Origin of the sequence: Acinetobacter sp. V91_7 (genome assembly GCF_031799075.1) — a bacterium.
GTDB classification, from domain to species: domain Bacteria; phylum Pseudomonadota; class Gammaproteobacteria; order Pseudomonadales; family Moraxellaceae; genus Acinetobacter; species Acinetobacter calcoaceticus.
In genome coordinates this window covers 190,159-215,073 of record NZ_JAVQNT010000018.1, presented here as the reverse complement: position 1 = coordinate 215,073, position 24,915 = coordinate 190,159, and the positions used below count along the sequence as shown (strand labels likewise).

Genomic DNA, 24,915 nt, shown 5'->3' with positions numbered 1-24,915 from the left:
TCATTCAAGGGGCGTTTTATACCAAAAATACGATTAAAAGACAAGCGGAATTGGTAAAAACGAGGCATGATTTAGTATAACAGATCATGCCTTGATCAGTTAGCGCAACAAGGTTTTCGAAATGAAACGATGAATGGGCTTATTGAACGGTGGAAGAATGTATTTAAGACTATAAAGTTTTGGATTTGACATCACCGAACGTTCATGAGAAAGACTGAAAAAGCCCTCTGGTCCGTGATATTTACCCATACCTGATGCGCCAATTCCTCCAAAGGGTAAATCATCCTGAGCCACATGGGTAATGACCATGTTGATTCCGAAATGTCCTGAGTGGGTGTGCTGCGCAACATAATCAGCACGCGCCTGATCATAGTCGAAATAATACATGGCTAAAGGACGTGGACGACTATTAATAAATTCGATGACTTCTTCTATTTGATCATATTCTAAAATTGGTAGAACGGGACCAAAAATTTCATTTTGCATAATATCCATTGCAGTCGTTACGCCTGTAACTAAAGTCGGTGCAATTTTACGGACATCATCTAAAATTTCATTTTGTGGGTTAATTTCCACAATACGAGCACCTTGATCGCGGGCATTTTCAAGGTAACCCTGAATACGGTTGTATTGCTTGTCATTAATAATAGAAGTGTAATCTTGATTATTGCGGAAATGTGGGTACATACCAGCCACAATCAATTTAAAGTTTTCGATGAACTCAGCAGTTTTTCCGCGCGGTAAGAAAATATGGTCAGGTGCAACACAAGTTTGTCCTGCATTCCATAATTTACCTACAGCAATACGTTGAGCCACATCTTTCATATCCATAGATGCATGCACAAGTGCAGGGGATTTTCCGCCTAACTCAAGAATCACTGGAACTAGGTTTTGAGCTGCGGCTGCCATCACTGTTTTACCAACAGAAGTTGAGCCTGTGAAAATCATTTTGTCAAAAGGCAAATGACTAAAAGCATCTGAAATAACGCCACCACCATTTACTACAGCAACTAATTCTTGTGGGAATGCTTCTGCTAATACACTTTCAAGGACTCGCCCAAAATTTGGAGAGGCACTAGAAATCTTGATCATGGCATGGTTGCCCGCTGCCAACGCACAGATTAATGGTCCAACTGAAAGCAGCAATGGGTAGTTCCATGGTGTAATAATACCAATTACACCCATAGGTTGATATTGTACCCAACCTTTTGCTGGTTGATGTAATACACTGATATGGCGTTTTGAAGGTTTCATCCACGCTGTCAGATGTTTGCTGTAATATTTGATTTGTTCCAAACTGGTGAGTAACTCACCAATTTTTGTTTCCATAACTGCACGATTGCCATAATCAAGGTTAATTGCGTCGGCAATCTGATCTTGATATTTTACCAAGACTCTTTTAAGACGAGCTAAACGATCAATACGCTCTTTAGCAGTGGGTACCGGATGACGTAAATAAGCAAGCTTTTGATGTTCAAGCAAGTCATGTAAATGCTTAACATCATAAGGAAGCTGAGTCTCTGGATTTGTTTTTGTTTGACTGTTCATCGGTACTTACCAAATACATTGATATGTTTATTTTTTAGAGTAAATACTCTAAATAGTCAAGTCAGTTTATGTGTTCAAGTCTTAACCATTTGAATTATTAAAGGTTATTAAAATGTCTCAACCTAAAGCTCTGAAGACAAAAGACCGGATTTTACAAATCAGTTTGCAGCTTTTTAACGAGCGAGGTGAACGGTCGGTTACAACCAATCATATTGCTGCGGAGTTAGGTATCAGTCCCGGGAACTTGTATTATCATTTCCGGAACAAGCATGAAATTATTAAGGAATTGATGTATCAATATCAGGCCGAGACTTTGGAAGTACTTTCTTTACCTGACGATAGACCATTAACGACCAATGATAAAATCAACTATTTTCAAGTGCTCAGTGGACAGTTATGGAGTTACCGTTTTATTCATCGCGATGTTTATCATTTAGTTGAAAGTAACGAAGACTTTAAAAAGATTTATCCACGTTTTGCAGGGCAGGTCATGCAGCAGGGGCAAAGAATTTATCAAGCCTTTGTAGATGCAGGTCTTATGAAAATGACAGCGTCAGAAATTGAAGCACTCATTATTAACCTCTGGATTGTATTAACAAACTGGACAAACTTTTTGTATATGTCTGGTCATATTAGTGACAATAACCATTTAGAAGAAAAATGGGTTTGGCAAGCATTACGCCAAATGGTTTTCCTTGAAGGCCCTTATCTTATGGGTGAAAGCCGAGCAACTTATGAGCAGTTGCTTGAATCTCTTGGCCCTTCAGATCTATTTGCTAGCTTATCGTCCTTAAAAGACGAATAGTTGTGCTTGTTTATTTAGGGCGCTAGAATACTCGGCCTATTAAAAAATTTATCTCAATTAAGTGATATTAACCAAATGAATATGACCACTGCCAATACAGCCCGTTTACTGATTACTTGTGAAGACAAGCCAGGGATCGTACAAGCGGTATCGAGCTTTTTGTATCACCAAGGTGCAAACATTACCGCGCTTGATCAGTATGCGACGGAAGCTCAGGGCGGACGTTATTTCATGCGTGTTGAATTTGAACTTGACCACTTACAGTCGCGTAAAGATGCCTTAATCCAGACTTTTGCTGCGAACGTTGCTGAGCGTTATGGCATGCAATGGCGTCTTGCTTTCGTAAACGATGTTAAAAAAGTTGGTATTTTAGTTTCTAAAGTTGACCATGCATTGCTTGAATTGTTATGGCGTCATGCACGTGGTTCGTTACATTGTGAAATTACTCATGTTATTTCAAATCATGAAGATTTACGTGAATCTGTTGAAAACTTCGGGATTCCATTTACTGTAATTAAAGTCACCAAAGACAATAAAGCTGAAGCTTATGCGCAAATTGATGAAATGATGCAAGGCAACGATTTATTGGTTCTTGCACGTTACATGCAGATTTTAAGTGAAGATTTTGTTGCGAAATGGGAAATGAAAATCATCAATATTCACCATTCTTTCTTACCAGCTTTTGTGGGGGCTAACCCATATAAGCAAGCTTATGAAAAAGGTGTGAAGTTGATTGGTGCGACAGCTCACTATGTGACTGCTGACCTTGACCAAGGTCCAATTATTGAGCAAGACGTTGAGCGTGTGAGTCATGACTATAATGTTGAACAATTACGTGAGCTTGGTGAAGATGTAGAGCGTAATGTATTGGCTCGCGCAGTGAAGTGGCATTTAGAAGACCGTATTATTGTTGATGGTAATAAGACTGTTGTTTTTTAAATAACCGCTATCTTAAAAAAGCACGCTTTATGCGTGTTTTTTTTATATTTAAAATATTAATGAAATGATATAACATATCAATAATTGAGTTGGTTTGTGATAGTATTGGTTTTGTTCAATATGAAGTTATTCAAGCAATATAAGTTTGATTAAGTGAATGATGAGCAAGTGATCAACACTGATGTAACTATGAGAAAACTAAAGCAAAGACACTTAATAGATACAAATGGGTGACATAGCACAGATGATTTTCTCAAAAAATAGTTGCAAATGAAAACACTTCTCATTTATTATTGTGGCACTTTATTGTTCTATCCGATGTTTGAAATCGTTTCTATAAATAGAAAGCTGAAATCATCATCCATTAGGTAATTAGATTCTTATGAGTCAATCTTCCGCAGCCTTAAACTCTCCCAATCCGATGAAAAAGAAAGTCATCACAGCACTAATTGCAGTTGCAATTGGTCATATCGGGGTCTTATGGGCAGTTAGCCATATTAAGCCTGCTGAATTAAAGCCAATCGAGAAGAAACCTTTACAGGTACGTTTCGTAAAAATTCAAGAGCAACCTAAACCACTACCTCCTAAACCAAAGGAACCGCCTAAAAAGCCGGAACCTAAGAAAGAGGTAAAAGAAGTTAAAGTTGTTGAAAAGCCTGTGACACCACCGAAAAAAGTGGAAAAAATTCAACAGGTGAAAAAGGCTGAAACACCAAAAGAAACAGTAAAGACAGAACCTAAAGTTGAAACCAAAGTGGTGACAACGACTGTTTCTGAAAAAGTCGTTGAAAAACCAAAGCCAGTAGTACAAGAAGCACCTAAAGCTCAACCCGCTCCAGATCCATCACCAAAACGAGTTTCAATTGGTGGTTCAGGTGTACAGTGGAGTCGTTCACCACGTTTAACAGTTTCTTCAAAAGATTTACAAGGCGAAGCACGCTCTGTCATGGTACTGATTGAAGCCGATGAAAAAGGCAAGATTATTAATGTACGAGTGACGAGAAGTAGTGGTATTTCAAGTCTAGATGACAAAGTTGTCCGTGCTGTTCGCGGTGCGAAATTTAAACCTTATATGGAAAACGGGGTTGCTTATCCAATTAAAGCAGAGCAACCCTTTGATTTAACCCCTTAAATGAATTTGAGTCCCACGGCTAACCTTAATCAGGAGTTCATATGAACTTTTCAATCTATTGGCAACATGCAGATGCAGTGAGTAAAACCCTGTATTTCATCTTATTGGCAATGTCGATTGCTACTTGGACAGTTTTCATCTTACGTTTGATGGGGACTCGCCAATTAAAGCAACAAGCTTATGCTCAACTTTCTCAGGCTATCACTTCGCTAAAAGCAAAGTTACAACCATTAAGTTTTGAGCAGCGTAAAGCGGTTGCAGAGCAGGCTCTACTTCGTCAAATTTCTGCTGAAAAAGTCAATGCTGAGAAAGGTATTTCTGTTTTAGGAACAATTGCTTCAATTGCACCATTCGTTGGTTTGTTTGGTACGGTATGGGGTATTTTCCATGCACTTGTTGCAGTAGGTAAAAGTGGACAAGCAGGTTTGGCTCAAGTGGCTACACCAGTAGGTGAAGCGCTTATTATGACGGGTCTTGGTCTTGCAGTTGCGATTCCTGCGGTATTGGCTTATAACATCTGTGTACGTGCTAACCGTGGTCTTGCTCATGATTTACAAGATCAAGCACACAGTCTGTTAATTGACACGATGTTGCAGCAAGATTCTACTGTAAAGTCTGATGTTAAAAATGCACAGCAAAGTTATGTTGGAGGTCAAGCTTAATGGCTTTTCAATTGGGTGAAGACCACGATAGTGGCATAAATGAGATGAACCTCATTCCGCTAATCGACATTATGTTGGTGTTAATGATCATCTTTTTGGTCACAGCAACAGTTGCCAACCCATCGATTCCATTAACGCTTCCTAAAACAACTGCTGAAATTATTGATCCACCACCAAAAGCAATTACGATTAGTATTAATGCAAATGGTGAAGTGGCTTGGGATACTCAAGTAATTAGCCTAGATGAGCTTCAAAAACGTTTTCAAGAAGCGGGTCAAGGCGATGTTAAACCAACAGTTCAACTTCGTGCTGATAAAGAGTCGAAGTACGATACTGTTGCACAGGTAATGTCTCGCGCAAGTGAAGCCGGACTGAGCGATATTGCCTTTGTCAGTGAAAACTAAAATTTAGTTTACTCAATAAAAAAGCAACCTCATTGGTTGCTTTTTTATTGCTTTGATTTATTGATCTTTCATAAGATGCTGGAATTTACTATATAGCTTGAGCAACTTAGGTGGAATCGCAAAGTTGCAATAACCTTGTGAAGGATTCTTTGCATAGTAATTCTGATGATATTCTTCGGCTGGATAGAACGTCGGAACAGGAGACAACTCAGTCACAATATCAATATCATCATCTTTTAGCGTTTGAATCGTATGTTCCGCTGCCTGCTTTTGCTCTTCATTATAATAGTAAATAACAGAGCGATATTGCGTGCCGATATCATTACCTTGGCGATTTAAAGTCGTTGGATCGTGAGTCGCGAAGAATACATCGAGTAACTGGGAGTATGTTACTTGCTCTTCATCAAAATCTACTAAGATCACCTCAGCATGCTGAGTATCTCCTTGGCAGACTTGCTCGTAGGTAGGATTAGTCGTGTGCCCACCTGCGTAACCACTAGTTACTTTTTCTACACCGCGTATTTGTAAAAATACAGCTTCGACGCACCAAAAACAGCCGCCGCCAAATAATGCCTGTTGCATTGTTTTTTCCTCTATTTCCTGCCTATTACAATAGGGTTTATGTATTTAAAATACAAAGTAAAGCATGTATAAAAAAGTAAAGAAAAGTGCATTACTTATTTCGGTTTTGGTAAACCTTGTCGAACGATTTGAGAGAAATGTTCGCTACTCTGATCTGAAAGCTGTTCAAAATTTTCAGTACGTGGGTTGATGTGTGCAATTTGATACCACTGTTTTAAACTGATAGTTTGATTAAGTGCTTTAAGATCATATAAATAATTAGGTAAGTAACCTGAAGCGATTAGACGGTAATCTTTAGGAAGTTGATAGGGGTTAATCGCTTGAACCATATCAAAAATTAAGGTGGTGCAGTTACTAGTGAGGGTGTTGTACCACTTTGGCTCTGCACGAAGTTCATCGGATTTCTTTAGATATTCTAAAAATAAAGCCTTTTGCTCGCGACGTGGCATGTTGATAGGAAAATTATAAACTTGCTCTTTACGGATGTTACTGCGTGTGTACACAATATCTTTTTCATCAGAAGCAATTAGACTAAGTTCATATTTTCTAAAAAATCCACCAATTGCCGAAAATTCTTCGGTTTTTTCTTTACGAATCTCGATTGAAAATACTAAAGGTTGTTGATTCTTAAATTCAAAGCTGACCAATGTATGAGCAATTTGTGGTCCCATCCAGTAAGAGGCAATGATGTTTATGCCATTCAATTGGTTAAGATCAAAAGTTCGAGTTTCCCACCGAACATCATAGGTTCCATCGGGATGCCAGTTGAAGTTACGAACATTATGCAGGGTAATCACATCGCCATGCTTTTCGTAGCTCAGCATATTGGCAACTTCAGGGTTCCAATCACGGTCTTGGCGTGCAGTAATCGAAAAATACCAAACGAGAGAGCAGGCAAATGCCAAAAGATAAATCAGGATGTCTGTACGGCGGCTAATAATATGGCCTTCAACATATAAGCCAGCCATACTGAGTGCAAAAGCAATCCAGATGCCAATGAGTATGCGGCTGCCTAACCAGCCCAAAGGTTGTTGAACCCAGAGCGCTACACATACCCAAATGCTAGAGAGCACAATAAACAGCGTGAATAGACTATGTAATAGCCCCAAAAGTAGGGCAGTAATAAATTCACGTGTTCCGATATTGTGCATAGGCATCCATAGAATTATTTTTTATAAGTAGCAAACTCGAATGAAGTTCCTGATTTTTCATCAACTTGCTGTTCACTCGCAGTTTTATGAAATTCACTCGGTATTGTTGGGTAATGTGCATCACCTTGCACATCTAAGTCAACATGAGTAAGTTCAAGACGGTCTGCAATTGACAAAGTTTGCTTAAATATCTCACCGCCACCAATAATGAACAGTGCCTGCTTTTCGGTATTTTTTACATCTTCCAAAGCTGCGTTTAAAGCATCTTCAATTGAATACGCAACTTTAACGCCGTCAAATTGCCAGTTAATGTCACGGGTAATCACCCAGTTCACACGGTTGGGTAGAGCACGCCCCATAGACTCAAGGGTTTTACGGCCCATCACGACTACACCGCCTTGAGTGATTTCTTTAAAGTGTTTTAAGTCGGCAGAAATATGCCATGGCAACGCATTGCCTTTACCAATACAGTGGTTTTTGTCCATTGCCACAACGTGAACAACTTCTACATTTTGCCATGCCATAATCTTATTCTCTAAACCGTAATCTAATGAAATTTGAGTCGTCGTTATACTGCAACTGGTGCTTTAATTGCAGGATGTGACTCATAACCTACAATTTCAACATCTTCAAATTTGAAATCAAATAAGTCTTTTACTTCTGGATTCAGTTTCAATTGGCAGAGTGGTAAAGGTTCACGTGTCAATTGAAGTTGTGCTTGTTCAAAATGATTGACATAAAGATGCGTATCACCGCCTGTCCAAACAAAGTCACCTACTCCTAAACCGCACACTTGAGCAATCATATGGGTGAGTAGAGCATAACTGGCAATGTTAAAAGGCACGCCTAAAAACACGTCTGCACTACGTTGATAAAGCTGGCATGACAATTTGTTATCTTGTACGAAAAATTGAAAAAGCGTGTGGCAAGGTGGTAAAGCCACTTGTCCAGCTTCGTTTGGATTCCAGCCTGAAATAATTAAACGGCGTGAATTCGGATTGGTTCTGATTTCATTAATTAACCATTTAATTTGGTCAAAACCATCTTGGTTATAAGTACCATCGGCATTTTTGGTTGCACCGAAATTACGCCATTGATGACCATATACCGGTCCAAGTTCATGTTCTGGGCGGCCAAAACGGGCAGTTTGTTCTGCTGTAGCCCATTCATCCCAAATCGATACTTTATTGTCTTTTAGATATTGGACGTTGGTGTCGCCTTTTAAAAACCAAAGTAATTCAATCACGATAGAACGGAAGTGAACTTTTTTTGTGGTGAGTAAAGGAAAACCTTTAGAGAGATCAAAACGCATTTGATGACCAAATACAGAACGGGTTCCTGTGCCTGTACGGTCGCCTTTGTCACCGCCATTATCAAGGATATGTTGTAGAAGGTCTAAATATGCACGCATAACACTCTCGAGTTCGGATTAATTCCATAAAATAAAGGGGGAGATAGCTCAATGATAAATAATTACGCAATAGAGCTGCTTCATCATGAACCACTGAAGATGATACCTGTTGTAGCTCAAGATGAAAATCTAAAAATAGTTCTATGGCATTTCAATGGACGTAATTAGTCAAATCGCTTGGCGCGATTTTGATAAATCGAAACAAGAAAGAAGCCAACCAGTACAAAGCCTAAAGCTTGTATCGCAAGAATCCATTTATGCTGAGCAGGAAGCAGATACATCAAAATAACAACGATAAAAATAGGATAGATGCTGCTTAAAAGTCTAAAGCTCGATTTATATGATTTGTTATTTGAAATTTTGCTATTTAAGTAATGTCCAACATGTAAACCAAAACCGAAAATAAGGCTGAGTACAGTATGAATAGGAGACAAGGGCTGAATTTGATTAGCGACGTAAACTGCCACACAAACGGCAACAATGAAGATGAGTTTGATATGGCGCGGAGCGTTGTACCAATAAGCCAACATGAAAACTAAACCTATTTCTTAAAAAGCGATTGAGGTGAAAAGATAAAAGCTGCAAGCGCCATAAAAGCGATTCCTTGAACACCCCAGATCAGCAAGTTCGGCATTGCTTTAACAAAAATAAGGGCAAACAAAAGGGCTATAGGGATCCAAGTAAATAGACGGTAAAGTAAACCAGTTGGGTTGCTTTGAGCGAAATGCAATTTAAAGTAACGACAGATTAAAAAAATTACCCCAGTTCCAGTAAACATCAGAATCGTATCTAAAGGTAGCGGTTGGTATTGATATAGCGCAATACAAATAAGTAGCGTAATAATTAAAATCACTAGTTTTTTAAATGTTGGGACTTGCGTATTAAACCAGAATTCCAGCATGGTATATCTTCATCTTGGGAGAGTAAAAACTGTAGCATAAAAAAGAAAAGAGGAGCCGAAACTCCTCTAATTTAGATATTAACTATTCTTTTGTGGACCCCAGTCATAAATTTTCTTTTGATAGGCATACCACATCATCCAAAGGCCAATTAGCAACATTGGAATTGTTAGAATCTGTCCTTTTGTCATCCAGCCTAATAGAATAAAACCTTGGTCGGCATCTGGCTGACGGAAGAATTCCATAACAAAGCGGGCAACGCCATATCCCATTAGAAATAGGGCAGAAACAGCCATACGTGGGCGCGGTTTTGAACTAAACCACCACAAGATAATAAATAGAATTAAACCTTCACAAAGCGCTTGATAGATTTGTGATGGATGGCGGACTAGATGTAATGGATCTGTCGGGAAAATCATCCCGAATGGATAATTTGGGTCAGTTACCGCACGACCATATAACTCTCCACCAATAAAGTTACCAATGCGTCCGAACATTAAGCCAGTCGGTACACAAGGAGCAATAAAGTCGAGGGTTTGGAACCATGTTTTTTGGTATTTTTTACACCAAAATAGCATAGCAATCATGACGCCTAAAAAGCCGCCATGGAAGCTCATACCGCCTGTCCAGACTTGAAATAGCCAGATTGGGTTTTCGAGGAATTTATCAAACTCATAGAAAAGGACATAGCCGACACGACCGCCCAGAACGACACCTAGAGCACCGTAAAATACCAGATCGGAAACGATGTCTGATGTCCAGTCATCACGCTGTTTGGCACGGTAGGAAGCAAGTCCCCAAGCACATAAAAATGCTAATAAATACATGAGTCCATACCAATGGACTTGAAGAGGTCCTAAGTGTATTGCGACCGGATCGATATTAGGATAGGTCAGCATTGCTGCTCCTTGATCTTACGTTTTGACAGATTGTAGCGGAATGATGTGAAAAATGTTGTACATTCAATGTGTAAAGATAGGGAACAAGAATTAATGTGTATTGTGGCTTTAGCATGGCATGTTCTGGATGATCTGCCCTTGTGTCTTATGTCAAATCGAGACGAGTTTTATCATCGACCAACTGCATTGTTGCATCAGTGGGAACATACGCCAATTGTTGCAGGGCAGGACTTACAGTCCGGTGGTACTTGGATGGGGGTTACGCCTCAAGGCCGATGGGCTGTTTTGACCAATTTTCGTGATGGGCGAGACCAAAAAACTTATGAAACTTCTCGAGGGCATTTAGTTCAGGCTTTTTTAGAGTCTGATTTATTACCTATTCGTTTTGCTCAACAATTAGAACAGCAACAACAAAATTTTGCTGGCTTTAACTTGTTTATGGGCAATGCTGATCAGGCTGTCTATATGAGTAACCGTGGTGAAGCTCCTCAAGTTTTAGCCAATGGAGTCTATGTGGTTTCTAATGGCCTCATGTCTGATCATTGGGAAAAAACCAGACATTTACGAACACGGTTTACGCAAGAGTTTTTGCCTATGCTTCAACACCAGACAGAAGAATTAACATTGCAACATGCAGCGTGGGATATTCTGGAAGATGAGCGCAAGGTCACAACGGCATTATTGCCGAATACTGGCATTCAAGCAGAAATGGAAGAGTTATTATCATCCACCTTTATTCAAAGTCCCGTGTATGGAACACGCTGTTCGAACTTTCTAAGAATGACCAATAATGAATGGCTTTGGTTAGAAAAGACCCAACAAGGTGAGCACAGCGGTCAAATTGTGCAGCAGCAGATTCTCTTAAATCGATAGTAATAAAAATGCCGATCAATTGACCGGCATTTTTATAAGCATAAACGAATTAGCCCGCGATCACACCGCCATCTTTACGGGTAATCACAACAGTTGCTGAACGTGGACGTGCAGTTTTATTGCTTGGGTCTTTTTGCGTTGCAGGCCAGTTACTATCTGGTGTGGCATAACTCTTAGAATCTTCACCAGGATGTTGAACATTAATAAAAATAGCTTTGTGGTCAGGGGTCATGGCAATGCCTGTAATTTCACACTGCTTTGGCCCCACCAAGAAACGGCGTAATGTTGAGTCTGTAACTTTAGCGCCGACTAGCGTTTGTTGGCCATTTGAAGTGGTTGCAGTAGCGCCATCACCAATCTGGCCCGGTAGTGCAGCAAGCATCATACAGTTGGTGACATCGGTATAGGCACCATCGTCTGTTTGAATCCAAAGCACACCGCGTGAGTCGAACCACATACCATCTGGTGAAGACAAATCGTTATTGTCAGTTAAACCAGATAGGTTGATGTTTGATGCCATAGATGCTTCTGCGCCGAACAGGTAGATATCCCATTTAAAGGTTTCAGCAGTGGTTTTGTCATCGGTTTCTTTAAAACGGATAATATGACCGTTCACGTTACCTTTTTGTTCTTTGGTGCCGTTATATAAATCTGTGTAGTTACGTGGGTTGGCTGCGTCTGTTGGGTAGTCTTTACCACGATTTGAGTTGTTGGTTAGGGTTACATAAATTTCGCCGTTGACTGGGTTAACAGTACACCATTCTGGGCGGTCCATTTTTGTAGCACCGACAGCGTCGCCAGCCAAACGCGCAAATGTAACAACGTCCGCTTGAGATTTGAATGGGTAAGTGGTGTTGCTTTCATTTAAGCCGTTTTTGCCATAGGCAAGTTCAATCCATTGACCTGAACCATCGTTATTAAATTTGGCAACATACAATTTACCCGCGTTCATATATTTGTCACCGACCGTATAGCCGCCGTTTACATCTTTGGCATCCCATACAGCGGTAGAGACAAATTTATAGATGTATTCTCCGCGAGAGTCATCACCCATATAAAATGCTAATGGTTGACCTACAACGGCGCGGCAAGCACTATCTTCATGTGCAAAGCGACCTAATGAGGTACGTTTAACTGGATTTTGGCGAACATCAAACGGATCAATTTCGACCATCCAACCGAATGTATTTGGACCGTTACGGTAGTCTTGGGTAGCTTGTGCAGCTTTTACGTCGGCATTCCATCGGTTATATAAGTCTTGTGACTCTACTTGACCAATTGCTGTTTCCCAGCCATAACGCGAACTTGTACCTAAATAAATTTGTCGCCCTTGTTCATCAACGTTAGGGATTAACTCACCATTTTTATCTTTTAAATAAATAACCTTGCCATCTTTATCTTTTTTAGGAGCACCTTTTTCATCTTTCTCGTAAAGATATGGTTCATCTTTTTTAACACCTAAACCGTAACGTTTTAATGCAATTTTTTCTGCATCTGTACGTGCATATTCATCGCTACCTGAACGTTGGAAATAACCAATAAAGTTTTCTTCGGTAGTTAAATACGTGCCCCAAGGAGTATGACCATTACCACAGTTATTATGTGTGCCGCGAGTTTGACGGCCAGCAGGCGAGAAGCGAGTTGCAAGCAAGCCAGAACCAGCAGCAGCACCTGCAAACTCCATTACAGTAGACGCTGTAATACGTCGGTTAAAAATAGATTTTTTATCAATTACTACTTTTTGAGTTGCTGCATCTTTTTTGATGTGGACTACAGATACGCCGTGTGCATTGGTTTCACGAATGACTTCATCTTCAGGGCGACGTCCATCAACTTTTGTTGGGCCTTTAGGGTGAAGGAAGGTCTGATTAATATATTCGTGATTCATGACTAACAAACCTTCGGCTGAAACACTTTCATCAAAGTCTTTTGTCGAAGTATTTAAACCAAAGAAATGCATGCCGTCATGGCAGTCACCAGAACGGAACTGGAAGCTTGGACCTGATGGAATATTATTATCATCCCAGTCACCAAAAGCAGGGTTGATTGAATCACCTAAAGCGTAAATGACATTGGCTTCATAACCTTCAGGTACAGTCACAATATCGTTGTGGTTTTTCGCCACTGCTGTAAAAGTTAATTTTTCTGGTCTTTTATTTGGGTCTACAGGCGGGGTTCCACCGTTGTTCGAACCAGAGTCATCATCACTATCATTACAGCCAGTTAATGTAGAAGCTAAAGTTAATGCTACAGCGCCGCTTGCTGCTTTGGTGATTAAACTACGGCGGCTTACATGTTGGTCTAAAATGTCACGGAAGTGGATGTTGTCTGAAGTATTGTTATCCAGTTCTTGGACTTCATGATATGGCGTCAGCTCTGTCATGGGAAATTCCTAAGTAAATAATAAAGAGATTGTTCTAAAAGTCTTCATGAGCTTAGGTTGTGAATGTGACGTAGCGTTGACGTTTTGATGATAAGTTAGTTAAAGCTTCAGTGATTTTTCATTTTTATAAAAAGTGCGAGCTTATCTAAAAAACATTATAGCTGACCTTAGCCAGCTATAATGTTTGAAGCATATTAAAAATTATTTGGTTGTGACTGATGGTGCAATTGGGTCTGCTGTAATATAGCCCACGTTAGCGCTATAACCATTGTTATAATTTTGGTTAATTAATGCCTTAACATCCTCAGGTACACTGCTGCTATCGCCTGGGTGCTGGAAGTTACTCATAATATAAGTCCAACCATTGATTGAATCTACCGCATGCAAGCCAGTCGATTCTGCACCTGCTGGTGTAGAAAGTAGTCGGATTAACTCTTTGGTATCTACATTGTAGGCCCACAAGAAGTTATTAACATGATTACCTGAGTCTTCACCAATGAATAATGTACGTAAAGTTTCAGAGAACTTCAGATTGTCTGGGCTGGCAATTTTGTCTGGATGAGCTGTATTACCTAAACTATCTTTCGCAGCAAGATCTTCACCCATTAATAACATAGATGAGTAAAGAGGGACCCATTCACTATTAATTGAGCTGCCTTCATTGTCTGTAAAGCTATTACCCAACTTGTGTGCAAGAACCCCACCAGCAGTAATTTTTTTAGAGAACCCTACATTATGTTCTGCAACATAACCCTTACCGCCAACAACCATTGAATCTTGAATATTAGCTAAAGCAGAGTAGGCCACTTTATCTTTAATATTCACGTTTGTTCCTTCCATCTTGGTGAACGCCATACTTGCACCTTTTAGTGCTGCATAACGATGTGTTTCCAAGAAAGCTGCTGCTTTTTCCATACCGGGTTTAAGTTTGACCCAAAGTGTTTTCTTTGCCAAAGTAATTTCAGTATAGCTGGCATCATTTGGGTTCGTTGTTAAACTTTCCATAATGTCAGTTGGCTTAATTCCACCCGCAACTAAATCTTCAATTTCTTTACTTGTCGCATGACCAAGTTTGATCCATTGAATACTCGCAGTTGAAGTTTCAGTTAAAGTATTGATGTATTTAGCGACATACAGCGTACCTGCCGATAAGTCTTTTTCTTTGTCAGCAACGAACATGAAGAAACCACCATTTGTGTAGTCATCTCCCATAAGTGCTGTGCGATTGTCTGGCATCACATGAATAAGTTCATGAGAAATGCGGCCCAAGCAGTAATGCTTTTTAATGCTACCAGTACCATCAAGGTTAACTGTTACTTCTGGCAAATGACCGTAGTTATATGGGTTTGCTTTAGTTTCATCACCAAAGAAGTATTTACCAAGATATTTTGGATCTGTACCACCAATGCCTTGATTGAATGCATCAGGTTCATACTCTTCACTTGATAAGTGAGTATTCCAAGGCGATAGGCTAGCACCGCAAGTGATCCATAAACCGTGTACTGGTGCAGTATCAACGTTGAAGTATTTTTTAAGTTCTAGATGACCAGTTTTTTGGTCTTGATCTAAAGTCAAAATTGCAATTGGCGATGGTAGTTGGCCATAAGTATCTCCACCTGCTTGGTCCTTTGAGTTGTACTCAAATTGAACAACATGAAATACAGGATTTGCTACACCATCAACTTTCGCACCTTCTAACTGAATTAATGATGAACCATCTGGACAGTCTGAAAAGAACTGACGCTCTTTACCCGCAACAGACTTATCCATAATTGGATTGCCATTAACATCAAAATAACCACCAGCGATAATTGTTCCACCACCATGCTTTGGTACGCTATCACCAGTTTTAAAGAACGGTTTATAAGCAAGTTGGTACTCAGTACTGGTTGAGTTTTCCCAATCAATTTTTAATTTAGAATTTACTAAAGTTGTTGCACGGTCTGCTGCTGCTGTTGGAGCTGACATTGCCGTAAATTTTGCATTTTTTAATTTGCTTGGTTGTGGTGTTGGAGTGACTACAGAACTGTCATCACTATCATTACAACCTGCTAACGTTGCTGCCGTAGCCATCGCCCCTAATGGTAGAAAAGGAATCCCCGAGAACCATTTTAAAATTTCGCGACGCGTTGGTTGAGTAGAAGCAGTTGTCATAAGAAATCCGTAAATTTTGTGGGTATATTTGTTGAGTTGATTCTATGGCCTGAAAATGACACTTTTCTTACATTTTTAAGTCACTTTGAAGACAGTTTATGGCTTTGTAGATTGAAAAGTACTCCAAAAGAAAAAAGCCCTGAACTTCGATCTTCAGGCTTTTTTTATATTCATTTTATTCAGCAGAATGAGTTTTTCTTTTCTCAAGAATTTTACCAAAGAGCAATCCGAGCTCAAAAAGCAACCACATTGGAATGGCCAACATCACCATAGAAATTGCATCTGGCGGAGTAATGAACATGGCTACAAAAAAGCATCCCACAATAATAAAACGTCTTTTTTCAGCAAGACTTTTTGTGTCTACTACGCCTATTAAAATGAGTAGTAGGGTTGCAATTGGAATTTCAAAAGTGAGACCAAAAACTAAAAATAGCTTTAAGCAAAAGCTTAAATAGCTATTAATATCTGTCATAGGTGCGACGGTTTCAGGCGATACGCTAATAAAGAAATGTAAAATTGCAGGAAGGGTAATGTAATATGCGAAAGCAACTCCGGCATAGAATAAAACAATACTGCCAATGAGTAACGGAATCGCTAAATGTCGTTCTTTTTGATACAACGCAGGGCGAACAAAAGACCATATTTCATAAAGAATAAATGGCATAGCTAACACGAGCGCGACAAATAAATTTAATTTAAATGGAGCCATAAAGGTTGCAGTCACATCTGTAGCGATCATTGAAGATGATGCCGGAAGTTGCAGCCTTAAAGGTTCAGATAATAGTTGGTATGTATTATTTCGAAAGGGTAATAAACAAAAGAATAAAAATAATGTTACCCCAACAATTTTAAATAAATGACGTCTTAAAATAACCAAATGGCTCATGATAGGCATTTGGTCTAGATTTTCCTGAGAATTTACAGTAGTTGAAGGCAGTTGGTTCATACGGCAATCTTCAAGTTAACGGGAGATGTCTCTGAAATTTCGGGTGTCGATACCAAAGGAATAAACTTTCCAATGTACGGCACTTTATACTGACCCGAGATAGGCAGACATATCCGAATAGGCTTTGGCAATATTTTAGAAGCCTCAGTTTTATCTACAGTTTCGGAAATATTCTGTTTTTGTATTTCTTCGAGTTGTTGTTGTACTTTCCGTTCCAGTGCTTCAATGCGGTTGAGTTCATCCTGCATTTCTTTTCGAAATTCAGAAAGACGCAACTCTTGATCAATATCATTTTGCAAATTAGTAATATAACGTTTTAGGCGAACATACCAGCGACCAGCAAAGCGTGCGGCTTCCGGAAGCTTATCTGGGCCTAAAACTAAAATTGCAATAATTGCAAAACAGAGTAGCTCTGTCATTCCTACATCAAGCATGGTTGAAAACCTTTAGCTTTTTACTGATGTGCTGTCAGGCGTTTTGACTTGGGCATCAATTGTACGTGGAGTATTAAGAGCAGCAGCTTCGTCTTCTTCACGAACTGATTTTTTAAAGTCTTTTACTGCACCGCCTACGTCTTTACCGATATTTTTTAATTTAGATGTACCAAATAATAAAATAACGACAATTGCAAAAATAACGACATGCCAAATAGATAAACCAGCCATGATCTTATACCTCTTTTCAGTTCGCTTTATATCAACAGGTTGCCATGACAGGAATGTGACATTTATATGTCATTTTTAAGACAATGGCCGTCAGTCAAAATCTAAAAAGATGGGTTCTAGAAAGGATGTGTTTGGTTTTTACTTTAGAAAGAGTTAAAAAGAGAAGCTTAAATTACTTGAAAAGGAGAGTACATTTCATTTTGAAAAGGTGTAGCATAACAAACTGATTTTTATGGGTGAGAGGAGCAAACGTGGCGTTATTACTGCCAATATTGGCGTTCATCACTGGACTTTTACTTGCCCAGACTTCTCTTTCAGAAACGATAAAACCTGTTCTTTCCGCTTGGCTTGCCCGCTTACTTATTCCAGTTGTTATTATTTACAACATGGTATTTTATCAACCAGGTAGTTTGAGTTTAATGCTGTTTAGCTTTGGTTCAGCATTTCTTATTTTCTTTGCTTATTTAGCTTTATTTAAAGATAGATTATTAGCACTTTGTGCAAGTTATACCAACATGGGCTGGCTCGGCTTTCCTTTTGCCATGGCTTTATTTGGCCCCCAAGCTACGGCGCCTATTGTGGCGTTATATATTGGTATGTCGCTGTTCGGAAATGCTTGGGCTGTGACTGCTGTAACAACTGCACCGCAAAGTAAGCTCAATATATTAAAAAAAGTTTTGTCTTCTCCACCATGTATTTCAATATTCGTTGCGCTTCTACTTAGACTTCTTGGTGCTCAACATATTGAACATCCTGCCATACATTGGGTGTATGAGGTTGCCAAGTTCGCAATGACTTTTGCTGGGATGTGTGTATTGGGAATGTGGCTGCGCCGTACTCGAGTTCATGTAAAAGATTTAATCTACAGTACAAAAGCTCAAGCTTTTAAGGTGGTATGTGGGCTTATTCTTTGTGGACTTACTTATAGATTTCTACCGATTCCCAATATGAGCCAGCAAATTGGAGTGATGTTTTTAATGTTCTGTTTGCCACCAGCAGCCAATATTGTAGCGCTTGAAACCCATTACCAAGGAACAGGAAGATCTGCGGCTTATATTGCTTCAGGGACGATTGTGAGTTGTGTGTGTATTGCGATTTATGCTGTGTTTTTACATTTTCCACTATAATTTTTAAACTTCTTTCACCACATTTACTTGTGCGAAGGCGGCATGGAGGCCGCCATGTCACTGCCTTGCGTTGATTTCCAAAGCAGTGCTTTGGAAATCGCTCAGGATGTACCATCAGTCTAACAAAAGATTTTTGCTTACTTTTCATCTTTGAAAAGTAAGGTTTGCCTATACAAAGTTGAATAGGTTGTAACGTTATATATTGTGGCAGTATGAACAATTTACTTCTGCAAACTTTCTCTGAATAACTGCATCGCTTGTCCACGATGACTAATCTTATTCTTGTCTTCTTTAGACAGTTCAGCGCTAGAAACTTGCAATTCAGGCAACCAGAACAGTGGGTCATAGCCAAAGCCATTTTCACCACGTGCAGCTTCTAAAATTTCGCCGTGCCAAATGCCTTGGAAAATTTGTGGTAAAGGATCTTCAGCATGGGTCACTAAAGCAAGTACACATACAAACATACCTTCAATCACTTCACCATTTTTACGAAATGGTAAAAGATCATTTAATAATTTGGCATTGTTCGCTGCATCGTCACCGTGTTCTCCAGCATAGCGTGCAGAGTAAATGCCAGGTGCACCACCTAAAACAGGAATACAAATGCCTGAGTCATCAGCCATAGCAGGTTTACCTGAAATTTTAGAGGCATGACGAGCTTTAATAATGGCATTTTCAATAAAGCTTAAGCCATCTTCAATTGCATCCGGAATATCAAGGCGACCTTGAGGAATAATTTCTACAGGTAACTTAAGCTGTTCAAAAAGTTTTTCAAACTCAGCGACTTTACCTTTGTTATTGCTGGCAAGAACTAAACTGCCCTGATCAAACCAATGTGGGGTAGACATAATAAAACCAAACTTTATAGCTAATATCGAACGTGAGTTATGTTACGTGTTTTTTAAGAGGGGATATAGAGGGAAATAAATAGAATATAAAATGGGACAACCTAAACTAAAGCCACCTTGTAGAGCATACAAGGTGGCTTTAGTCGAGTAAGGTTTTTTTACGGATGAACCGTTATTATTGTGCTTGAATCCATTTGTCTGCACGGTCACGTGCGGTACGGATTTGTTCTTGAGTTAAGTTCGCCGCTAGAGCAGTTTTCTTACCTTCAGATAGGCTAATCACTTTATTATCGAGCATGCCATCACGAGTTGAAAGCTCATACCACTGGTAAGCACCTACGTAGTTTTTCTTTTGCTCTTCCATCATCGCGAGGTTGTAGCTTGCACGGTTATCACCATTGCTTGCTGCTTTTTCAAAGTATTTACGAGCCATAGACTCATCTTTTCTAACACCAATACCGTCGGCGTACATACGACCTACGTTGAGTTGTGCTGGTGATAAACCTTGATCAGCTGCCGCTTTAAACCATGCGAAAGCTTGTTTCTCATCTTTTTCTACATCTTTACCATATTGGTAGTGTGTACCAAGGTAAAATTGCGCGCCTGCTTGACCAGCTTTTGCAGCTTTCTGAAGGTCATTAACCCCCATTGTTGAAAAGCGTGCAGCCTGACTCGCAACCGATTGTGGCTGGGCGATATAATCTGCATGAGCCTGCATACTTAGCAGTCCTGCAAATAGTGTGCTAAATAATGTCTTTTTCATAGTGCACTCACTCGATAAATAGCGACTTCACCAAACAAATTAGGAACATGTTTGCTTAACAGGCTTCCCTGCTGATTTCCATTGACGGCGAGTCGATTAATAATTTGTATCTGATTTTCAGCACAGAGTGCTTCGAAATCTTTAAATGTACATAGATGAATATTGGGGGTGTTATACCACATATATGGTAAAGCATCCGATACAGGCATCATTCCTTTTAATGCAAGAAAAGAACGAGTCTTCCAATGCGCAAAGTTTGGAAAAGTAATAATTGCCTGTTTACCCACACGCACCATGTCTCTTAATAAAACATCCGGTGCATCTACGGCTTGCAAAGCCTGTGCCATAACCACATAGTCAAAAGACTGGTCGGCAAAACGGCTCAAACCGAGATTCAAATCTTGTTGAATAATATTTAACCCGCGACTGACGGCAATTGCAATCTTTTCTTGATCAATTTCTAAACCATAAGCACGAATTTGATGCTTTTGGCTCATATGAGCGAGTAATTCACCATCACCACACCCTAAATCGAGTACGCTTGAGCCGGGTTTAATCCACTTTTCTGCCAGTTGTTGATCAATACGCATTAACTTGCCTCCAGTGATGTCGATTTTAAGTGTTCTTCACCGCCTAAGAAAGCGCGCATGGTTTTGACATACAGTGGAATCGGGAATAAGAACGAGTCATGGCCTTGTTCAGCATCAATATCGAGATAACTTACAGGCTTATGATTGGTAATAAGTGCATCTACAATTTCTTGAGAGCGACTAGGGGCAAAACGCCAATCTGTTGTAAATGAGACAATCAGGAACTGACATTTGGTTTTACCCATCGCTTCTGTTAACGAATGATTGTATTCACGTGATGGGTCAAAATAATCCAAAGCTTTGGTCATGATGAGATAAGTATTGGCATCAAAGTTACGGCTAAACTGTTCACCTTGATAACGAAGATAGCTTTCGACTTGAAACTCAACATCAAAACCATACATAAATTTGCCAGATTTTAAATCACGGCCAAATTTTTGTTTCATGGCTTCTTCTGAAAGATAGGTGATATGACCGACCATGCGAGCCAAAATCAGACCACGTTTCGGGTAGCTATCATTTTCTAAATAACGACCATGATGGAAGTCAGGATCAGATAAGATCGACTGACGCGCAACCTCATTAAATGCAATATTTTGTGCTGAAAGCTTTGGTGCACTGGCAATAATCACACACTTTTGTAAGCGGTCAGGATAGTCTACTGACCATTGTAGTGCTTGCATGCCCCCTAATGATCCACCCACAACTGCATACCACGCATCTACACCTAAAAGGTCAGAAAGCATGGCCTGAGTTTTGACCCAGTCGCGTACCGTTACCAACGGGAAATCCGGTCCATAAGGGCGATTATCATTTTCAGGATTTGGTGACGTTGGGCCAGTTGAGCCGCTACATCCACCAATATTATTGAGCGAAACTACAAAGAACTTATTCGTATCGATTGCTTTACCCGGGCCAATACAGCTATCCCACCATCCAGCTTTTTTATCATCTTCATGGTGATAACCCGCTGCATGATGATGTCCGGAAAGAGCATGACAGATTAAAATGGCATTTGATTTATCTGCATTTAAAGTGCCGTAAGTTTCGACCATTAATTCAAAACGTGGCAAAACACGCCCACATTCAAGATGTAATGGTTCTTCAAATTGGAACTTTTGCGGAGTGACTAACCCCACTGAATCAGCTGGAAAAGACACGGGAACATTTCGCCTTTTAAATCTTTCAGGAATAAAAAGAAAGGATACCAAGCTAGGTATCCTTTCAAAAGAGTTTTTTTAAATTAAACAGCGGCGGCAACAACCTGATCTGTACTTAAAACGCCTTGATCAATCAAACGGTTAGTACATGCAATAATTGCTTCAATCGATGAGGTAACTGTATTGTCATGAACACCTGCACCAAATGAACCTTTACCTGTACCTTTGACTTGAAGTTCAATTAAGGTTAATGCTTTCGCATTTGCACCTGAACTAATACTACGTTCTTCATAGTTCAATACGTCAATTGGTAATTGAAGCGCATTTAAGAATGCAGAGATTGGTCCATTACCTTCACCGCGAAGTTGTTGTGTTTCACCTTCAACATCAACATCAAGTTCGATAATTTGAGTGCCATTAATGTCAGATAATCTGTAGTTTTTGACTGTGTAATGGTGGTTTTTCACATCAACATAAGTGTCTTTAAACAAGGTCCAGATTTCTTTTGCATTAATTTCTGTACCATTATCATCAGCATATTGTTGAACAACTTGGCTGAATTCGATTTGTAAACGGCGAGGCAATACAACGTTGTAGTTCGCTTCTAATAAGTAAGCGATACCGCCTTTACCAGACTGACTATTTACACGAATAACTGCGTCATAGTCGCGGCCCAAATCTTTCGGGTCGATTGGCAAATAAGGCATATCCCAGATTTCTTCGTTTTTCTGGTACTCGAAGCCTTTTTTGATTGCATCCTGATGTGAACCAGAGAATGCAGTAAATACCAAGTCACCTGCATATGGATGGCGAGGGTGTACAGGTAAACCAGTACATTCTTCAACCGTTGCAATCACTTCATTAATGTTAGAGAAATCTAACTCTGGCGCTACACCTTGGGTGTACATGTTCAATGCAATAGCTGCAACGTCAACGTTACCCGTACGTTCACCATTACCGAACACACAACCTTCAACACGGTCAGCACCCGCCATAATGGCAAGTTCTGATGCAGCAATACCACAGCCACGGTCATTGTGGCAGTGAACAGAAATGATCACACCATCACGACGTGCCAAATTACGATGCATCCATTCAATTTGGTCTGCATAAACATTTGGCGTAGACACTTCTACAGTCGCGGGTAAGTTTAAAATCACTTTATGGTCAGGACGTGCATCCCAAATTTCTGTGACGGCATCACAGACATCTTTAGCGACTTCTAATTCAGTTGCAGAGAAACACTCTGGGCTGTACTGGAAAATCCAGTCAGTTTGAGGATATTGCGCCGCATATTCTTTAACTTTTTGAGCAGCATTAATTGCTAATTGTTTTGCGCCATTAACGTCTACATTCAACACCTTTTGACGGAAGGTTGGAGAGTTAGAGTTATAAATATGCACAATTGCGCGTTTAGCACCTGCCAAAGATTCAAAAGTACGTTCAATTAAATGATCACGTGCTTGAACCAAAACCTCAATGTATACGTCATCAGGAATATGATTTTCTTCAATCAACATGCGAGTAAAATCGAAGTCAATTTGAGACGCGGAAGGGAAACCGATTTCAATATGTTTAAAACCGATTTTTACAAGCATTTTGAACATTTTGAATTTTTGTTCCATGTTCATCGGTTCAAAAATTGCTTGGTTACCGTCACGTAAATCAGTACTCATCCAGATAGGCGCTTTTGTAATTTCTTTATTTGGCCATTGGCGATCTGGTAAATCCACTCGTTGGTACATACGGCGGTATTTTTTGCTTGGGTCAGCCAACATCATGAGAAAACTCCTTGTCTCGTAGCGCAGTTGCTCTGGATATATTTAAAAGGCAACGTCTCTACTTAATATATGGTATCTAATTCAGAAAAATTAAAGGGAACTTCAAAGTGCTGCTTTAGAAAGCAGACAAAATTTTTATACGCGCGCTTGGCGCAGCATCAGGAGTTGCGGATGATGTCTTGCTTGAGTAGGCTGGGCAAACAAGTAATTCGTTTTCATCTCTAGACCGTGAAATAATAAGTTTGGTGGTTTGCTAATATGTTTATCATTTAGATATATCACATCTAAACAATGATTACACGTTGTGCAAAATTCTTATAATAATTTTAATCTCGGAAATTAGAAAATAATTTTCTAATTTTGCGCTACTTTCTAATTTATGGGAAATATTTTTCGTTATTTTGCCTTATCAAGGGAAAAAAGATTGCATCGTCTCAATAAGGCAAAAATAAATGTAGTTACAGTTCTGACCACATGCGAATTAAGTTGTGGTAAATGTTGGTGAGTTTCATAACTTCAGAATAACTATCACCGTGTGTCTTACGCAGTGCTCTGATACTTTCATCTAAATTAAATAGAAGGTGTCGCTTACTATCATCGCGGACCAGACTTTGAACCCAGAAAAAAGAAGCAAATCGAGTACCTGATGTAATACTACTTACCTCATGTAAGCTAGTAGAAGGATAGAGTACGACATCGCCTGCTGGTAGTTTGACTTCGTGATAACCATAAGTATCTTCAATAACCAGATCACCACCTTCATATTCATCAGGTTCACTTAAAAATAATGTACAAGATAAATCGGTACGAATTTGCTCAGAAGTACCACGGATAAGACGAATTGAGTTATCTACATGGAAACCAAAGCTTTCATGTTCATCATATCGATTAAAAAGTGGTGGAATAATTTTGTGAGGTAGGGCTGCGGCCTGAAACACAGGATTTTGCCAAATTGCTTTGATCACAATATCACTTAAATGATGTGTAAGTGGATCTTGTTCAGAGAGTTGCTGATTTCTTTTAACTGAAGCCGATAGAGTGCCAGCAGTAACTTTCCCTCCCACCCAATTCGCTTCTTTCATGAGTTTACGAAACTCGGCAACTTGCTCTTTGCTTAAAACATTAGGGATATGATGAATCACAGCAAACACCTTTAAATAGATATTTCATTTATAAAAATAGCCTCGTGATGA

The 24,915-nt window shown here is 39.6% G+C and carries 25 protein-coding genes and 1 pseudogene; 7 read left to right on the top strand and 19 right to left on the bottom strand.

Annotated features, from left to right (window positions below; translation table 11 throughout):
- Positions 1-99 precede the first annotated feature (99 nt).
- Complete coding sequence (locus RMB03_RS01640; RefSeq protein ID WP_017391314.1) at positions 100-1,548, bottom strand: coniferyl aldehyde dehydrogenase; 1,449 nt, start codon at positions 1,546-1,548, stop codon at positions 100-102.
- Positions 1,549-1,660: 112 nt separating this feature from the next.
- Here RMB03_RS01640 and RMB03_RS01635 point away from each other — a divergent pair, with 112 nt between their 5' ends.
- The 5 genes from RMB03_RS01635 (at position 1,661) to RMB03_RS01615 (ending at position 5,490) form a co-directional block, all read left to right on the top strand.
- Entirely contained in the window at positions 1,661-2,353 is a 693-nt protein-coding gene (locus RMB03_RS01635; protein WP_003654791.1) for a TetR/AcrR family transcriptional regulator, read from the top strand.
- Positions 2,354-2,428: 75 nt separating this feature from the next.
- A complete protein-coding gene (gene purU, locus RMB03_RS01630) occupies positions 2,429-3,292 on the top strand; it encodes a formyltetrahydrofolate deformylase (protein ID WP_005036989.1) in 864 nt (287 codons plus the stop codon).
- Positions 3,293-3,674: 382 nt separating this feature from the next.
- The gene (locus tag RMB03_RS01625; protein ID WP_311073369.1) at positions 3,675-4,424 is read left to right on the top strand and encodes a TonB family protein; all 750 of its coding nucleotides are present in this window, start codon (positions 3,675-3,677) and stop codon (positions 4,422-4,424) included.
- Between the two features lie 41 nt (positions 4,425-4,465).
- On the top strand, positions 4,466-5,086 hold the full coding sequence (locus tag RMB03_RS01620) for a MotA/TolQ/ExbB proton channel family protein (RefSeq protein ID WP_311073367.1): 621 nt from the start codon (positions 4,466-4,468) through the stop codon (positions 5,084-5,086).
- The gene (locus RMB03_RS01615) at positions 5,086-5,490 is read left to right on the top strand and encodes a biopolymer transporter ExbD (RefSeq protein WP_003654800.1); all 405 of its coding nucleotides are present in this window, start codon (positions 5,086-5,088) and stop codon (positions 5,488-5,490) included. The genes RMB03_RS01620 and RMB03_RS01615 overlap by 1 nt, the downstream gene beginning before the upstream one ends.
- Positions 5,491-5,547: 57 nt before the next feature.
- Here RMB03_RS01615 and msrA read toward each other — a convergent pair whose 3' ends face one another.
- The 7 genes and pseudogenes from msrA to lgt form a co-directional block, all read right to left on the bottom strand.
- Positions 5,548-6,072: a peptide-methionine (S)-S-oxide reductase MsrA gene (msrA, locus tag RMB03_RS01610; RefSeq protein ID WP_311073364.1), complete on the bottom strand. Its 525-nt coding sequence runs from the start codon at positions 6,070-6,072 to the stop codon at positions 5,548-5,550.
- A gap of 95 nt (positions 6,073-6,167) precedes the next feature.
- Positions 6,168-7,223 (bottom strand): DUF4105 domain-containing protein, encoded by a 1,056-nt coding sequence (locus RMB03_RS01605; RefSeq protein WP_311073361.1) that lies wholly within the window; start codon positions 7,221-7,223, stop codon positions 6,168-6,170.
- A 14-nt stretch (positions 7,224-7,237) separates the two neighbouring features.
- Positions 7,238-7,747 carry a dihydrofolate reductase gene (locus RMB03_RS01600; protein WP_003654807.1) on the bottom strand — a complete coding sequence of 170 codons (510 nt, stop codon included), beginning with the start codon at positions 7,745-7,747 and terminating at the stop codon, positions 7,238-7,240.
- A 44-nt stretch (positions 7,748-7,791) separates the two neighbouring features.
- Positions 7,792-8,634 (bottom strand): thymidylate synthase, encoded by an 843-nt coding sequence (gene thyA / locus RMB03_RS01595; RefSeq protein ID WP_311073358.1) that lies wholly within the window; start codon positions 8,632-8,634, stop codon positions 7,792-7,794.
- Positions 8,635-8,794: 160 nt separating this feature from the next.
- A pseudogene (locus RMB03_RS01590) lies at positions 8,795-9,164 on the bottom strand (hypothetical protein); the annotation flags it as partial.
- Positions 9,165-9,175: 11 nt separating this feature from the next.
- Positions 9,176-9,535 (bottom strand): hypothetical protein, encoded by a 360-nt coding sequence (locus tag RMB03_RS01585; protein ID WP_009392979.1) that lies wholly within the window; start codon positions 9,533-9,535, stop codon positions 9,176-9,178.
- Positions 9,536-9,613: 78 nt separating this feature from the next.
- Positions 9,614-10,432 carry a prolipoprotein diacylglyceryl transferase gene (lgt, locus tag RMB03_RS01580; protein ID WP_311073354.1) on the bottom strand — a complete coding sequence of 273 codons (819 nt, stop codon included), beginning with the start codon at positions 10,430-10,432 and terminating at the stop codon, positions 9,614-9,616.
- A gap of 93 nt (positions 10,433-10,525) precedes the next feature.
- Between lgt and RMB03_RS01575 the strand changes: the two genes are divergently transcribed.
- Positions 10,526-11,305, top strand: coding sequence for an NRDE family protein (locus RMB03_RS01575; protein ID WP_003654817.1), 780 nt, complete (start codon positions 10,526-10,528; stop codon positions 11,303-11,305).
- 49 nt (positions 11,306-11,354) lie between these two features.
- Here RMB03_RS01575 and RMB03_RS01570 read toward each other — a convergent pair whose 3' ends face one another.
- From RMB03_RS01570 to RMB03_RS01550, 5 genes are all read right to left on the bottom strand, one after another.
- Entirely contained in the window at positions 11,355-13,688 is a 2,334-nt protein-coding gene (locus RMB03_RS01570; protein WP_311073353.1) for a PhoX family phosphatase, read from the bottom strand.
- A 201-nt stretch (positions 13,689-13,889) separates the two neighbouring features.
- Positions 13,890-15,842 carry an alkaline phosphatase PhoX gene (locus RMB03_RS01565; protein ID WP_311073351.1) on the bottom strand — a complete coding sequence of 651 codons (1,953 nt, stop codon included), beginning with the start codon at positions 15,840-15,842 and terminating at the stop codon, positions 13,890-13,892.
- 175 nt (positions 15,843-16,017) lie between these two features.
- Positions 16,018-16,788 carry a twin-arginine translocase subunit TatC gene (gene tatC / locus RMB03_RS01560; RefSeq protein ID WP_311073349.1) on the bottom strand — a complete coding sequence of 257 codons (771 nt, stop codon included), beginning with the start codon at positions 16,786-16,788 and terminating at the stop codon, positions 16,018-16,020.
- Positions 16,785-17,222, bottom strand: coding sequence for a Sec-independent protein translocase protein TatB (gene tatB, locus RMB03_RS01555; RefSeq protein WP_202742590.1), 438 nt, complete (start codon positions 17,220-17,222; stop codon positions 16,785-16,787). The genes tatC and tatB overlap by 4 nt, the downstream gene beginning before the upstream one ends.
- Before the next feature lie 12 nt (positions 17,223-17,234).
- Positions 17,235-17,453, bottom strand: a complete 219-nt coding sequence (locus tag RMB03_RS01550) for a Sec-independent protein translocase subunit TatA (RefSeq protein WP_003654829.1) — start codon at positions 17,451-17,453, stop codon at positions 17,235-17,237.
- 251 nt (positions 17,454-17,704) lie between these two features.
- Here RMB03_RS01550 and RMB03_RS01545 point away from each other — a divergent pair, with 251 nt between their 5' ends.
- Positions 17,705-18,580: a permease gene (locus tag RMB03_RS01545; protein WP_311073345.1), complete on the top strand. Its 876-nt coding sequence runs from the start codon at positions 17,705-17,707 to the stop codon at positions 18,578-18,580.
- 221 nt (positions 18,581-18,801) lie between these two features.
- Here the strand turns inward: RMB03_RS01545 and rdgB are convergent, their stop codons facing one another.
- The 6 genes from rdgB to RMB03_RS01515 form a co-directional block, all read right to left on the bottom strand.
- Complete coding sequence (gene rdgB / locus RMB03_RS01540; protein ID WP_311073343.1) at positions 18,802-19,428, bottom strand: RdgB/HAM1 family non-canonical purine NTP pyrophosphatase; 627 nt, start codon at positions 19,426-19,428, stop codon at positions 18,802-18,804.
- Positions 19,429-19,603: 175 nt separating this feature from the next.
- Positions 19,604-20,191 carry a tetratricopeptide repeat protein gene (locus RMB03_RS01535; RefSeq protein WP_013198993.1) on the bottom strand — a complete coding sequence of 196 codons (588 nt, stop codon included), beginning with the start codon at positions 20,189-20,191 and terminating at the stop codon, positions 19,604-19,606.
- Positions 20,188-20,781, bottom strand: a complete 594-nt coding sequence (gene metW / locus RMB03_RS01530; protein ID WP_001217230.1) for a methionine biosynthesis protein MetW — start codon at positions 20,779-20,781, stop codon at positions 20,188-20,190. The genes RMB03_RS01535 and metW overlap by 4 nt, the downstream gene beginning before the upstream one ends.
- Complete coding sequence (locus RMB03_RS01525) at positions 20,781-21,941, bottom strand: homoserine O-acetyltransferase (RefSeq protein WP_049837917.1); 1,161 nt, start codon at positions 21,939-21,941, stop codon at positions 20,781-20,783. Before RMB03_RS01525 ends, metW begins: the two co-directional genes overlap by 1 nt.
- 83 nt (positions 21,942-22,024) lie before the next feature.
- Positions 22,025-23,722 (bottom strand): 2-isopropylmalate synthase, encoded by a 1,698-nt coding sequence (gene leuA, locus RMB03_RS01520; RefSeq protein WP_013198991.1) that lies wholly within the window; start codon positions 23,720-23,722, stop codon positions 22,025-22,027.
- A 458-nt stretch (positions 23,723-24,180) separates the two neighbouring features.
- Positions 24,181-24,864, bottom strand: coding sequence for a Fe2+-dependent dioxygenase (locus tag RMB03_RS01515; protein WP_205469917.1), 684 nt, complete (start codon positions 24,862-24,864; stop codon positions 24,181-24,183).
- Positions 24,865-24,915: the final 51 nt, after the last annotated feature.

Excerpts from the sequence above, each read along its gene's own strand:
- RMB03_RS01640 (WP_017391314.1), bottom strand. The coding sequence starts at position 1,548 with ATGAACAGTCAAACAAAAACAAATCCAGAGACTCAGCTTCCTTATGAT.
- RMB03_RS01635 (WP_003654791.1), top strand. The coding sequence starts at position 1,661 with ATGTCTCAACCTAAAGCTCTGAAGACAAAAGACCGGATTTTACAAATC.
- purU (WP_005036989.1), top strand. The coding sequence starts at position 2,429 with ATGAATATGACCACTGCCAATACAGCCCGTTTACTGATTACTTGTGAA.
- RMB03_RS01625 (WP_311073369.1), top strand. The coding sequence starts at position 3,675 with ATGAGTCAATCTTCCGCAGCCTTAAACTCTCCCAATCCGATGAAAAAG.
- RMB03_RS01620 (WP_311073367.1), top strand. The coding sequence starts at position 4,466 with ATGAACTTTTCAATCTATTGGCAACATGCAGATGCAGTGAGTAAAACC.
- RMB03_RS01615 (WP_003654800.1), top strand. The coding sequence starts at position 5,086 with ATGGCTTTTCAATTGGGTGAAGACCACGATAGTGGCATAAATGAGATG.
- msrA (WP_311073364.1), bottom strand. The coding sequence starts at position 6,072 with ATGCAACAGGCATTATTTGGCGGCGGCTGTTTTTGGTGCGTCGAAGCT.
- RMB03_RS01605 (WP_311073361.1), bottom strand. The coding sequence starts at position 7,223 with ATGCACAATATCGGAACACGTGAATTTATTACTGCCCTACTTTTGGGG.
- RMB03_RS01600 (WP_003654807.1), bottom strand. The coding sequence starts at position 7,747 with ATGGCATGGCAAAATGTAGAAGTTGTTCACGTTGTGGCAATGGACAAA.
- thyA (WP_311073358.1), bottom strand. The coding sequence starts at position 8,634 with ATGCGTGCATATTTAGACCTTCTACAACATATCCTTGATAATGGCGGT.
- RMB03_RS01585 (WP_009392979.1), bottom strand. The coding sequence starts at position 9,535 with ATGCTGGAATTCTGGTTTAATACGCAAGTCCCAACATTTAAAAAACTA.
- lgt (WP_311073354.1), bottom strand. The coding sequence starts at position 10,432 with ATGCTGACCTATCCTAATATCGATCCGGTCGCAATACACTTAGGACCT.
- RMB03_RS01575 (WP_003654817.1), top strand. The coding sequence starts at position 10,526 with ATGTGTATTGTGGCTTTAGCATGGCATGTTCTGGATGATCTGCCCTTG.
- RMB03_RS01570 (WP_311073353.1), bottom strand. The coding sequence starts at position 13,688 with ATGACAGAGCTGACGCCATATCATGAAGTCCAAGAACTGGATAACAAT.
- RMB03_RS01565 (WP_311073351.1), bottom strand. The coding sequence starts at position 15,842 with ATGACAACTGCTTCTACTCAACCAACGCGTCGCGAAATTTTAAAATGG.
- tatC (WP_311073349.1), bottom strand. The coding sequence starts at position 16,788 with ATGAACCAACTGCCTTCAACTACTGTAAATTCTCAGGAAAATCTAGAC.
- tatB (WP_202742590.1), bottom strand. The coding sequence starts at position 17,222 with ATGCTTGATGTAGGAATGACAGAGCTACTCTGTTTTGCAATTATTGCA.
- RMB03_RS01550 (WP_003654829.1), bottom strand. The coding sequence starts at position 17,453 with ATGGCTGGTTTATCTATTTGGCATGTCGTTATTTTTGCAATTGTCGTT.
- rdgB (WP_311073343.1), bottom strand. The coding sequence starts at position 19,428 with ATGTCTACCCCACATTGGTTTGATCAGGGCAGTTTAGTTCTTGCCAGC.
- RMB03_RS01535 (WP_013198993.1), bottom strand. The coding sequence starts at position 20,191 with ATGAAAAAGACATTATTTAGCACACTATTTGCAGGACTGCTAAGTATG.
- metW (WP_001217230.1), bottom strand. The coding sequence starts at position 20,781 with ATGCGTATTGATCAACAACTGGCAGAAAAGTGGATTAAACCCGGCTCA.
- leuA (WP_013198991.1), bottom strand. The coding sequence starts at position 23,722 with ATGATGTTGGCTGACCCAAGCAAAAAATACCGCCGTATGTACCAACGA.